Source organism: Bacillus sp. DU-106, from assembly GCF_004799705.1.
Classification (GTDB): Bacteria; Bacillota; Bacilli; order Bacillales; family Bacillaceae_G; genus Bacillus_A; species Bacillus_A cereus.
In genome coordinates, this window is sequence record NZ_CP026607.1 from 1,762,386 (window position 1) to 1,774,880 (window position 12,495).

Genomic DNA, 12,495 nt, shown 5'->3' on the forward strand with positions numbered 1-12,495 from the left:
ATTTAGCGTGGAAGAGGCCCGAGTAATGAAAATTCTCCTTTCGCTATGAGTATAATTAATTGACGAAAAATTATAACAATAATAGAATAAATTGTATTGATGATTAGTTTCACAAGCATACATAGAACACTAGGGGGATTATTATGAAATCAACATTTTTTGCTCAAAATAGAGAAAGACTAACGAAAACATTACCTGATGAATCCGTTACGATTTTATTTGCGGGACAAGCACCGCATATGTCAGCTGATGCACATTATAAATTTGTACCGAATCGTAATTTTTATTACTTAACGGGAATCGATGAACCAAATGTTATTTTTATGCTGAAAAAGTTTGGGAATAGTGTAGAAGAGACACTTTTCATTGAAAAATCAGATCCAGTAATGGAAAAATGGGTTGGGAAGACAGTTTCTAGCGAAGAAGCAGAGGGAATTTCAGGTATAAAGAAAGTTGTATATTTAGATAGCTTTGAAAAGACAATGTCAAATATACTTTTTACAGAAAATGCGAAGCATCTATATTTAGATATAGAACGTCGTGATTGGAATGGTACGGAGACAAAAACATTAGCATTTGCTAAACATGTAAGAGAAAAATACCCACACGTAACAATTGGTAATGTATATCCGAACATTTGTGAATTACGAGTATTTAAAACAGAGGAAGAAATTGAAATTATTAAAGAAGCGATTGCTGTAACGAAAGATGGTATTTACAATGTGTTAAAAAATGCAAAAGCAGGCATGATGGAGTATGAATTAGAAGCTCAATTTGATTTTACACTGAAATCATCTGGCATTAAGCACCATGCGTTCAATACAATTTTGGCGAGTGGGAAAAATGCTACAGTTCTTCATTATGAAGATAATGATGCACAAATTCAAAATGGTGACTTAGTATTACTAGATTTAGGTGCTCAAAAAGACTACTATAACGCTGATATTAGTTATACATTCCCGGCAAATGGAACATTCTCTAGTCGTCAAAAACAAATTTATAATATTGTATTAAAAGCATTAAAAGAAACAACAGCGCTTATTAAGCCAGGATTAAAGTTCGCTGCATTAAATGAGCATACAAAAAAGGTACTGGCAGAAGAGTGTAAAGCAATTGGTTTAATTCAAGAAGATGAAGAGTTATCAAAATACTATTATCATGGTGTCAGCCATTTCCTTGGTTTAGATACACATGATGTAGGAACATATAAAGATAGAGTGTTAGAAGAAGGTATGGTTATAACAATTGAACCTGGTCTTTATATTGAGGGAGAATCAATTGGAATTCGTATTGAAGATGACATTCTTGTAACGAAAGACGGGTATGAAAACTTGTCAAAAGATATCATTAGGGAAGTTGAAGAAATTGAAGGATTTATGAGTGTAAATAATGAACATGTAAAAGGAAACCAAGCTGTAGTTAAATAATAAAAGAGTCATCACTAATTTATTTGAACTTTATCTCGAACCGTGGACAATTAAAAAATCCATGATTCGGGATAGGGTTCTTTTCTTCGAAATACTAATCTTTAATTATTAATCCTAATAAAGTAGCAAACTGAACAGCTTGATATGTTGATACTTTACATCCTCTTAAATCGTTCACTGAAACTGTAAGTGTATCAAAGGTAGAAGAACTAATATCTATCCCCTTCAGTGATGTCTGATCAAAATTAGCTTCATCAAGACTACATAATTGGAATTCAACTTTTTTAAGTTTACAGTCAAAAAAATCTGCATTATTTAATGAAGTTTCATTGAAGATGATTTTTTCTAGTTTGGAATTTCCAAATGCCGCTAAATTCAAAATTGAATTCTCAAATTTAACATTTCCTAAGCTAGATTCTGTGAAATTTACTCCGATTAATTTACTGTTTTTAAATTCGACTCTGTGAACAGAAGAATTGCTTAAATTAACATTTGATAAATCACAGTTTTCAAAACAAACATCTGTAATATCAATATTGCTAAAGTCTGTATTAGTAAACTTACAATTCTTTATCACTGCATCATACAATCGCACTCTATCTACACATTCATTTTCGAAAGTGGAGTCTATAATTTCACAGACTTCTAATGTTGGATCTTCTTCATAAAAAATATCTTGAAAATTCTTTGAAGATAACTCTGGTGAAATTTTTGGTCTATCAATTTTCATCGTATATCAATCCTCTTCTATTTGATATATTTGTGTAATTTGAGTCCATTGTCTGTAAAGAACATTAGTTCTTATTATACAAAAATCTAAGTTCTTTTGTGAAGAGTATTTTAGCTACATTTTTCTTATTTAATAATAGCAGTGTTATTGTTTCTTAAGAAATAACGTCAAAACAAATACGAGAACGGCTAGTATAGTCGCTACAAGGAAAATATTTTGTATTTCTAAAATATTCGCCTCTTGTAATGTCTCCGCTTTTAGTAATCTTCCAATTAGCTTACGTAAGATCTAATTACATCTCCTTATTTTCTTGAAAATCAACTTCTATAATGATTTTGAAAAAGAAAAAGGGGGGATTTTCCATGAAGCGATTTGTATTAGCAGCCGTTACAGTCTCTGTAATATTTTTAATTGCTGCCTGTTCTGTGACGACAAATACAACAAATGATCATAAAAATATGAATGATAAAAAAACACTACAGACTGAAACAGCTACAACACCATTGAAGGTTGAAAAAGGACCAGAAGTTACTTTAATAGCGAAAGAAGAAAAGCAAAAATTAAGTAACGGTGTTATTGTTCCAGTCTGGACATTTAATGGCTCATCTCCTGGTTCAGAAATTCGGGTGAAAAAAGGTGAAAAGGTGAAAGTGACATTAAAAAATGAATTATCTGCACCAGTATCTATTCATTGGCATGGATATCCTGTCCCAAATAATATGGATGGAATTCCAGGCGTGACACAAGATGCAGTTGAACCAGGAAAAAGTTTCACTTACGAATTTGAAGCGAACGTACCAGGAACGTACTGGTATCACTCGCATCAAGATTCTGTAAATCAATTAGATAGAGGTTTGTATGGAGCGCTCATTGTAGAAGATACAAAGGAAAAATATGATAAAGATTACACATTAATGTTGGATGAATGGGTTACAGATAAAGAAGAAATTAAAAAGCAGTTAAAAGAAATGACAAAAGGGCAAATAGGTAATAAATCTAAAGGTAATGAAAATGGGGAAAAGAATGATGATAAGAACGGCATGGATCATTCTGATATGAACATGGGTAGTGATAAAAAAGACTCTAGTAATATGGAAGGAATGGACCATGGAAATATGAAGATGGAAGGTCATGATATGAGTATGTATGATTTATTCACAATCAATGGAAAAAGCGGTGATTTAGTAGTGCCATTGAAAGTGAATAAGGGAGATAAAGTTCGTCTTCGACTCGTCAATGCTGGTTATCTATCACATGATATACATGTTCACGGTCATGATATAAAAGTGATTGCGACAGATGGTCAACCAATAAACGATCCAAAAGTTATAAAGGATAAAGTAATTTCAATCGCACCGGGTGAACGTTATGATATTGAATTTACTGCTAATAATCCTGGGAAATGGTATGTTGAAGACCATTCAAAAAATAAAGGTGCAAAAGGAATGAAAGCTGTTATTGAGTATGATGGCAGCAAAGAGATGAAAGATAAAGCAGACGAAAAAGAAAAATTACCGAAAGTAGATATAATGAAATATGGTACTAAAAAATTAGGTAGTTTCACATTAAATCAAGAGTATACTGCCACATATAATATGGACTTAAATACGCAAATGAATGGAAATGAAATGGTATATACAATTAACGGAAAGGTATTTCCGGATATTGACCCAATTCAAGTGAAAAAGGGTGATTTAGTAAAAGTGAAGTTGGTAAATCGTTCTAAAATGGATGATCACCCAATGCATTTACACGGACACTTTTTCCAGGTGTTGAGTAAAGATGGAAAACCGATAGAAGGTTCTCCAATTGTAAAAGATACATTGAACTTAAAACCGGGTGAAGAATATGAAGTAGCCTTTGTAGCAGACAATCCGGGTAAGTGGATGTTCCATTGTCACGATTTACACCATGCTTCAGCAGGGATGGTAACGGAAGTGAACTATACAGATTATAAATCTGACTATGTTCCAAACCAAAACATTCCTAATAAGCCAGAATAATAGGAAGCAGTTATCCTTTGGATAGCTGCTTATTCATTTTTGTTGCAAGTAATAATGTATATGTTGATTATGCCCAGGTGAAGGAGTATGATCTGGGAATGTCGCGAATACGGCAACGATAATTACTACACTAATTGAAAGTAATAACAAAAAACGCTGTTGGATAAAAGTAGAAAAGTTCTCCGATAATAATTGAATCACACAGGACATAGTAATCGTTATAGTAAGTAAAAGGCTAATGAACAATATACTATGAGCTTGTTGAGCGTTTAACATTTCTGTAATCATTGCTCCCATCATACTTGCCATTAATCCAGAGAACATTCCTTCTAAAGCAGTATATAGGTGAAAACGTAGACCGATTAAGAAACCGATAAAACCACTAATTAAAATAGCAAGCAAAGTAGAATATAGTAATTCCCCCTTAAAGAGAATGCCTAAGTAAAAACCAATACTTAAACCGATACTCATACTAAAAGACATAATAAATACCATATACTCCATTAGGGTACCCTTACGTTTAGAAATATAGGATGTAATAAGAATCGAGGTACAGCAAAGTGTTAAGGTAGTTAACGTATAAGCAAACATTATGATACCTCCTTGTCCTATCGTTCATTTCATCATATGTTTATATGGAGGGTACTTATGCTTATTAATATCTGCATATTATCTGCACAATTTCATAGATGTAAGCAAAGGAACGCTTGATTTTTTAGGGCGTCTTTTTTAATTATAAGCATGTGAAAGAAATTGTTATATTATGAGTTTCTATTGTGAAGCCATAAAGAATAAGCGTATAATATTATAGGTCTCCCATTTGCGAGACAAACCGCGAATGATAAATAAGATTGTTGTTTTATCATCGCTTCTAAACATATAGACAATGAAAGTAACACTGGAATACAGATAGGGAGTTATAAAATGAAATTAATTATTGCCGAGAAACCAGATCAAGGGTTGGCTCTTGTTTCACAGTTTAAATATCGCCGGAAAGATGGATATTTAGAGGTAGAAGCGAATGAGTTATTTCCAAATGGAGCGTACTGTACATGGGCAATTGGTCATTTGACGCAGTTATGTAATCCAGAGCATTATCACGCAGAGTGGAAAAAATGGTCACTTAATACATTACCGATGATTCCAGAACGTTTTCAATTTGAAGTAACAAAGTCAAAGTATAAGCAATTTAACGTTGTGAAACAGCTGTTACATAATCCACAGGTAACAGAAATCATTCACGCAGGAGATGCTGGGCGTGAAGGGGAACTGATCGTACGAAATATTATTAATCTTTGTAACGTGCAAAAGCCGATGAAACGTCTATGGATTTCATCTTTAACGAAGCAAGCTATTTACCAAGGATTTAAAAATCTACTTGATGAATCAGATACAATTAATACGTATTACGAAGCATACACAAGATCTTGCGCTGACTGGGTTGTTGGTATGAATGCATCACGTGTCTTTAGTATTTTGTTAAAGAAAAAAGGAATGAATGATGTATTTTCTGCTGGTCGTGTCCAAACACCAACGTTAGCATTGATTGTAAAGCGAGAGAAAGAAATTGAAAACTTTAAGTCAGAGCCTTTCTGGGAAGTGTTTGCAACCTTTAATATAGAAGGAAAGAAATATGACGGAAAATGGGAAAAGGATAATGAATCCCGCTTAAAAGATCCTGATATGGCGAATAAAATTGCGGCATTTTGCCAAGGGAAACCGGCTGTTGTGAAGGAAATGAAAACGGAGCGTAAAGAGTTTCAGCCGCCGCTTTTATTTAACTTATCATCACTGCAAGCAACGGCAAATAAAGCCTTTAAGTTTTCACCGAAAAAGACGCTTGATATAACGCAAGCACTATATCAAAAAGGGATTGTTTCTTATCCACGTTCAGATTCTAACTATGTTACACAAGGAGAAGCAGCGACGTTCCCTGATATTTTACAGAAGTTGAGTCAGTTTGATGAATATAAAGGCTTATTACCGGCTCCGGTTGAATCCATTATGAATAACAAGCGTTATGTAAATGAAAAGAAAGTAACAGATCACTACGCAATTATTCCGACAGAGCAAGTTACAAACCCAAGCAGACTATCAGGTGATGAAAAGAAAATATACGATATGATCGTAAGAAGGCTTATTGCAGCTCATTATGAAGTTGCAATCTTTGACTATACAACGATTGTAACGCTTGTAGATGAACGTGCTGAATTCATTTCAAAAGGAAAACAGCAAATTCAAGAAGGTTGGCGTAAAGTTATTTTTCAAGACGATAAAGATGACGAAACCATTCTTCCAATTGTAGCTGAAGGCGAAGAAGGAAAAGTTGTAAAGGTGAAAGTGAAAGAAGGAAAAACACAGCCACCGAAGCGCTATACAGAAGGACAACTTATTACGTTAATGAAAACAGCTGGTAAGTATTTAGAGAATGAAGAGCTGGAGAAAGTATTAAAGAAAACAGAAGGTTTAGGTACGGAAGCGACTCGCGCAGGTATTATTACGATGCTGAAAGACCGTAAGTATATAGATGTAAAGAAAACCAAGTGTATGCGACTGATAAAGGAAAAGTATTAATACCGCAATTGGTGATAAAATACTAGCTTCACCAGAAATGACTGCGAAATGGAACAACGTCTTGCGGAAATTGGTGAAGGTACAGCTTCACCAGCTACATTTATGGAACAGACGAAAAAGCTATCAGCTAAAATATTGAAGATGCAGTGGAAATGTCTGAGAAGTGGATTTCACTGGACTACATGTTGAATCGATTGAACGAAAAGGATCGAAATTTACAACGGGTAAAAAGGTTGGTAGCTGTAAAAAATGTGATGGCGATGTAATTGATAAGTCAACGTTTTACGGTTGTTCTAACTATAATACAACGCAATGTGATTTCACCATTTCAAAGAAGATATTAAGTAAAACAATTTCGCAAAAGAATATGACAAAGCTCTTAAAAGGTGAAAAAACTGATTTAATTAAAGGCTTTAAAAAGGGCGAGAAAACGTTTGATGCGAAATTAGAGTGGAAAGATAATAAGATTAATTTTGTATTTGAGAATTAATTTGTTAAAAGAGCATGACATAAAACTGTCATGCTCTTTTGTTTTTCTTTTATATAAAATTTAACGATAAAAAAAATCCTTTAAATAATAATTTTTTATTGTAAAACGATAAAACTTGTATTAAAATCAAAATCATAATAAATGAGTGAGGTGCTTTTGTTAAAAGGTAACAACCTTATTTTTAAAATTAGAGGAGGTATAACTATGAACATTAACAATTTGATTGTTAAAAATATGGATAACCCCCATGAGTTGGAGAAGATGTATAGAAAAGATCCGAAAGCTTTTAAAAAAGCATTCTCACAAGCATGGGACCAAAACCCTGATTCTCAAGTTCTAGTTGCTTGGTATGAAAGGTTGCATTTCAAGGAGAAAGTAAATAAAGAAAAAACATCTTTGTTTCAAAAAGGTTTCTTATTCATGGCCCTTTTAGCTATTCTGGCCGGCATAAGCACCAGGATCATTTTCCACTTTGTTGAGCAGGAAGCAATTGCTCCAATTAACTTGGCTTTTGGTGTAATTCCCTTTATTGCTGCTTATTTTGTTTACAATAATACTCCGAAAAAAAGTATTATTTATTCCCTTGCAGCGTTGTTTCCTAATTTCCGGGTATTATCTTAATACGCTGCCAGTAAATTATAAAGACAGTACCATACTTGCGTATTTACATCTTCCTATATTTTTATGGGTCTTAGTAGGGCTTGCATTTACAGGAAATGAATATTCAAAAGGCAGTACAAGATTAGCCTATATTAAATTTAATTTAGAATATTGTCTTCTCTACGGGAGCATGGCAGTGAGCGGAATGATACTTGCGGTATTCACCATGCGTTTATTTAGCTTTGTTGACTTAGATATAGGAGAATTCTATTTTAGTAATGTTGTTTTATTTGGAGCAGCGGCTCTCGCTATTGTGACTGCATACTTAGTATCAATGAATCTTAAGCTTGCTAAAAATATTACACCATACATATCTAAAATTTTTAGTCCTCTCGTCCTGATTACCTTGCTTATCTATCTTATAACGGTAATTTGGGTCGGGAAAAATCCATTCTTGGATCGCAATTTCCTAATGGCCTTCAACGGAATACTGCTTGGCGTATTGGCTGTTACTATATTTTCTATCGTTGAGAGTGACTCGGACGAGAAAAAGAACATTTCAGATTATATAAATTTTTCCTTAATTGTTCTGGCGCTTATTATTGACACTGTCGCATTGTCAGCCATAGTATTCAGACTTTCTTCTTACGGGATTACACCTAATAGACTTGCTGTTTTAGGTGTAAACATACTGGTCTGGGCAAATTTAATTTGGATTATGTTTTCCTATATGCGTTTCTTGCAAAATAAATCAGGACCAAAAGCTATCCAAGATGCCGTTACGAAGTATTTGCCAATATACGGACTTTGGGCAGCTTTCGTTATATTTACGTTTCCTATCATTTTTAATTAGAAAGGATCTGTTAATGTAACGAAAAGTTAATTCTCTATAACATATAAAATTTTTAGAGCCGATCAATTTATAATTGGTATTATTACGTTTGTAGTTTCGGTAATTTCATTTGTATTGATAAATAAGAAGTAAGTGTTGTAAGTAATCTTTCCATAATAAAAAACGTCCCAAAATGGGACGTTTTTTATTATGCATATTGCCGTTTTTTCTTAATAAGCAACAAAACTTGTGACACACAAGCTAGTACCGGTAACTCAATCAATGGTCCAATAACGAGTGCAAGTGCGATAAGAGGCTCGTCTGGAAAAGCTGTTACAGCGATAGCGAGTGCAACAGGTGAGTTTCTTGCTAACGTTGTTAAGCTTAGACTTACTGTATCTTTGTAAGATAAATGCATGATGCACCCGATAAATTGTCCTAGTAAGAAATTAATGATGAAGAACAATAGAACAGGAACGAGTAATAATAAAACGACATTCATATTTTGCAGTAAATATTTACCTTGTGATGCAAACATCGCTACTATTGCTAAACTTAAAAATACAATTTGAGCAGAGCTGAAAAACGGAATGAGTTTATTCTCGAGAGTTTCAGCTTTTTTCATTTTATTCATAATGAACTTTGTAGCGTGTGCAAGTATAAATGGTAAGACGATTACGATAACAATACTTTCTACTAAAACAGAAATCGCTACAGTTTTCATGACACCAGCAAATAAAAATAAATAAATGGGAAGGAGCAGTACTTGCAAAATTAAATTTACAGGTAAAATTGCAGTAGAAAGTGCTACATTACCTTTCGCTATTTCAGTAAAGATTAAGTACCAATCTGTACATGGAGTAACCATTAACATTATAAATCCAACCCAAAGTGCTGGATGATCGGAAAGAAATAGTGCTCCTAACCCCCAAGCGAGTAAAGGTGTCCATAAGAAGTTAATAGTAAGACTTGTTCCAGCAAATTTTAAATTGCGAAATCCGTTTTTTATTTCTTTTAATGGAATGCTGAGGAATAATCCATATAGCATGAAAAATAAGAAGGGGACAATAAATTTGTCTGAATACGTATGTATCATATTAAATTGTCCGAGTACGATGCCGCATGTAACAGCAAAAAGAATAATAAAAGTTTGAATCTTTTCTATAATGCTCATGAATAAATCCTTTCTATATATGAATTTTCCTCTCAAAGTTTATTATACAAGTAATAAAGATGTATTTGGTGTTCAATTGTATTTTAGTTAATATTTTTAAATTGAGATTTTATTTTTTATTAAAAGTTACTTGACTAAAGTAAGTGACTATATTACAATCACTTACATAAGGTAATTAAATAACAAAAAGTTATGATAGCGTAACTTAAGGTATCTATTGGAACTTTTTCTTAGAATAAGAATTTTTATGATGATGAATAATGAATATGAAAAGAAAGATTAGGTGAAGAAAATGGGACTATTTAGCTCATTATTTGGTAAAAAAGAAGAAAATACGAATGTAGAGGGGAATAAAAAAATGTCAAAAGTATTATTTGTAAAAGCAAACGATCGTCCAGCGGAGCAAGCAGTTAGTTCAAAAATGTATGAAACATTTGTAAGTACTTATAAAGAAGCAAATCCAAATACAGAAATTACGGAATTAGATTTATTTGCATTAGATCTTCCTTATTACGGAAATATCGCGATTTCAGGTGGATATAAACGTAGCCAAGGCATGGAGTTAACAGCTGAAGAAGAGAAGGCAGTTGCTACAGTAGATCAATATTTAAATCAGTTTTTAGAAGCTGATAAGGTTGTATTTGCATTCCCATTATGGAACTTTACAGTACCAGCGCCATTAATCACATATATTTCATACTTATCTCAAGCTGGAAAAACGTTTAAATATACAGCAAATGGCCCAGAAGGTTTAGTTGGTGGTAAAAAAGTAGTTGTGTTAGGTGCTCGTGGTTCAGATTACTCTTCAGAGCAAATGGCTCCTATGGAAATGGCAGTTAATTACGTAACAACGGTACTTGGATTCTGGGGAATTACAAATCCAGAGACAGTTGTAATTGAAGGACACAATCAATATCCAGATCGTTCACAACAAATTGTTGAAGAAGGTCTAGAAAACGTTAAAAAAGTAGCAGCAAAATTTTAATTCATGATAGTAAATGGAAAAACCAACATGGATGACCATGTTGGTTTTTTAGTCTATTTTTCATGTTAAAAAATGTATATTTATAAAATAAAAGAAAAGTTCGAAAATAGTATTGCAAAATATTATATAGCAAACTATAATGAGTTCAAGAATAGTTGATACTTAAATTAAATATTCAGAAAATTCAATTAGTTAAAATTGGAAAATGAGATAAGGAAACTTGAATGGGGGGTTATATTATGGCGAATAAAGTACCGTTTTCGTTCATAGTAGTTATTGGATTAATGTTATTTGCACTATTTTTTGGAGCGGGAAATTTAATTTTCCCAGCGATGCTTGGTCAATCAGCAGGAGAGAATGTATGGATTGCTAACGCTGGATTTTTAGTAACTGGTGTTGGATTACCATTACTAGGTGTGCTAGCATTTGGTTTTTCAGGTAAAGATGATTTGCAGTCGTTAGCTAGTCGTGCTCACCCAGTGTTTGGGATTGTGTTTACAACAGTTTTATACTTAGCGATTGGTCCGTTATTTGCAATACCGAGAACAGGAAATGTTTCTTATGAAATTGGTCTTAAACCGTTTATGCCAGAAGGAGTAGGTTCTACACCTTTAATTCTTTTCACAATTATATTCTTTAGTATCACTTGTTTTTTTTCGCTAAATCCCGCGAAAATTGTCGATATTGTTGGAAAAATCTTAACACCAATTAAGTTGACTTTCATCGGTATTTTAGTAATCGTTGCTTTTATACATCCGATTGGAGATATGCAAGCACCAGTGGAAGCTTATACATCACATGCATTCTTTAAAGGATTCCAAGAAGGATACTTAACGATGGATACGCTTGCATCATTCGTATTCGGGATTATCATTATCAATGCTATTAAAGAAAAAGGTGCGAAAACGAAAACACAAATTATGGTCGTTTGTGCAAAAGCGACAATTATTGCAGCATCTATTTTAGCAATTATCTATACAGCACTTTCTTATATGGGTGCTTCAAGTGTTGCAAAGCTTGGACATTTAGAGAACGGCGGAGAAGTATTAGCGAAAGTTTCTAACTACTATTTCGGATCATATGGCGGAGTATTATTAGGATTAATGATTACAGTAGCTTGTTTAACAACTAGTGTGGGACTTGTATCAGCATGTTCTTCATTCTTCCATAAGTTATTCCCAAATGTTCCTTACAAAGCAATTGCAATCACGCTATGTGTATTTAGTGCAATTGTTGCAAATGTAGGATTAACACAGTTAATCGCAGTTTCTGTTCCAGTATTAACAGCAATTTATCCACTAGCAATCGTATTGATTTTCTTAACATTCTTCCATTCATTATTCAAAGGAAGAGCTGAAGTTTATCAAGTGAGCTTAATCGTAACATTTATCATCAGCTTATTCGATGGATTAAGTGCAGCTGGAGTTAACATTGAAGTAGTAAGCCAAGTGTTCACTAAATTCCTTCCGATGCAGGAAGTAGGATTAGGCTGGATCTTCCCAGCGATTATCGGTGGATTTATCGGATATGGACTTAGCATTTTAAAAGTGAAAAACCAAGTTCAACCAGCAACTAGAGCGGATAAGAAAATAGGTTAAATAAAAAAAGTTATAGAACTTGTTTCTATAGCTTTTTTTGTTACTATTAATAATGAGAAAAAATAAAGTAGTAGGGGAAATA

The 12,495-nt window shown here is 33.3% G+C and carries 7 protein-coding genes and 2 pseudogenes; 6 read left to right on the forward strand and 3 right to left on the reverse strand.

What is annotated here, in order from left to right:
- The first annotated feature begins 143 nt into the window (after positions 1 to 143).
- Positions 144 to 1,427, forward strand: coding sequence for an aminopeptidase P family protein (locus C3Y97_RS09140; RefSeq protein WP_000842982.1), 1,284 nt, complete (start codon positions 144 to 146; stop codon positions 1,425 to 1,427).
- 94 nt (positions 1,428 to 1,521) lie between these two features.
- On the opposite strand, the gene C3Y97_RS09145 is transcribed toward C3Y97_RS09140, so the two are convergent.
- Positions 1,522 to 2,157, reverse strand: coding sequence for a pentapeptide repeat-containing protein (locus C3Y97_RS09145; protein WP_000687265.1), 636 nt, complete (start codon positions 2,155 to 2,157; stop codon positions 1,522 to 1,524).
- A gap of 362 nt (positions 2,158 to 2,519) precedes the next feature.
- On the opposite strand from C3Y97_RS09145, the gene C3Y97_RS09150 reads away from it, so the two are divergent.
- The gene (locus tag C3Y97_RS09150) at positions 2,520 to 4,160 is read left to right on the forward strand and encodes a multicopper oxidase family protein (RefSeq protein WP_100650752.1); all 1,641 of its coding nucleotides are present in this window, start codon (positions 2,520 to 2,522) and stop codon (positions 4,158 to 4,160) included.
- A 33-nt stretch (positions 4,161 to 4,193) separates the two neighbouring features.
- Here C3Y97_RS09150 and C3Y97_RS09155 read toward each other — a convergent pair whose 3' ends face one another.
- Positions 4,194 to 4,751: a hypothetical protein gene (locus tag C3Y97_RS09155; RefSeq protein ID WP_100650754.1), complete on the reverse strand. Its 558-nt coding sequence runs from the start codon at positions 4,749 to 4,751 to the stop codon at positions 4,194 to 4,196.
- Between the two features lie 333 nt (positions 4,752 to 5,084).
- On the opposite strand from C3Y97_RS09155, the pseudogene topB reads away from it, so the two are divergent.
- A pseudogene (gene topB, locus C3Y97_RS09165) lies at positions 5,085 to 7,224 on the forward strand (DNA topoisomerase III).
- Between the two features lie 204 nt (positions 7,225 to 7,428).
- A pseudogene (locus C3Y97_RS09170) lies at positions 7,429 to 8,677 on the forward strand (DUF4153 domain-containing protein).
- A gap of 187 nt (positions 8,678 to 8,864) precedes the next feature.
- On the opposite strand, the gene C3Y97_RS09175 reads toward C3Y97_RS09170, so the two are convergent.
- Positions 8,865 to 9,830 carry an arsenic resistance protein gene (locus tag C3Y97_RS09175; RefSeq protein WP_075677383.1) on the reverse strand — a complete coding sequence of 322 codons (966 nt, stop codon included), beginning with the start codon at positions 9,828 to 9,830 and terminating at the stop codon, positions 8,865 to 8,867.
- A gap of 292 nt (positions 9,831 to 10,122) precedes the next feature.
- On the opposite strand from C3Y97_RS09175, the gene C3Y97_RS09180 reads away from it, so the two are divergent.
- Together C3Y97_RS09180 and brnQ are read left to right on the forward strand one after the other, a co-directional pair.
- Positions 10,123 to 10,815 (forward strand): FMN-dependent NADH-azoreductase, encoded by a 693-nt coding sequence (locus C3Y97_RS09180; protein WP_000522528.1) that lies wholly within the window; start codon positions 10,123 to 10,125, stop codon positions 10,813 to 10,815.
- Between the two features lie 239 nt (positions 10,816 to 11,054).
- Positions 11,055 to 12,413 (forward strand): branched-chain amino acid transport system II carrier protein, encoded by a 1,359-nt coding sequence (gene brnQ, locus C3Y97_RS09185; protein ID WP_001284786.1) that lies wholly within the window; start codon positions 11,055 to 11,057, stop codon positions 12,411 to 12,413.
- Positions 12,414 to 12,495: the final 82 nt, after the last annotated feature.

Coding starts and splice junctions, on each gene's coding strand:
- C3Y97_RS09140 (WP_000842982.1), top strand. CDS start 144: ATGAAATCAACATTTTTTGCTCAAAATAGAGAAAGACTAACGAAAACA.
- C3Y97_RS09145 (WP_000687265.1), bottom strand. CDS start 2,157: ATGAAAATTGATAGACCAAAAATTTCACCAGAGTTATCTTCAAAGAAT.
- C3Y97_RS09150 (WP_100650752.1), top strand. CDS start 2,520: ATGAAGCGATTTGTATTAGCAGCCGTTACAGTCTCTGTAATATTTTTA.
- C3Y97_RS09155 (WP_100650754.1), bottom strand. CDS start 4,751: ATGTTTGCTTATACGTTAACTACCTTAACACTTTGCTGTACCTCGATT.
- C3Y97_RS09175 (WP_075677383.1), bottom strand. CDS start 9,830: ATGAGCATTATAGAAAAGATTCAAACTTTTATTATTCTTTTTGCTGTT.
- C3Y97_RS09180 (WP_000522528.1), top strand. CDS start 10,123: ATGGGACTATTTAGCTCATTATTTGGTAAAAAAGAAGAAAATACGAAT.
- brnQ (WP_001284786.1), top strand. CDS start 11,055: ATGGCGAATAAAGTACCGTTTTCGTTCATAGTAGTTATTGGATTAATG.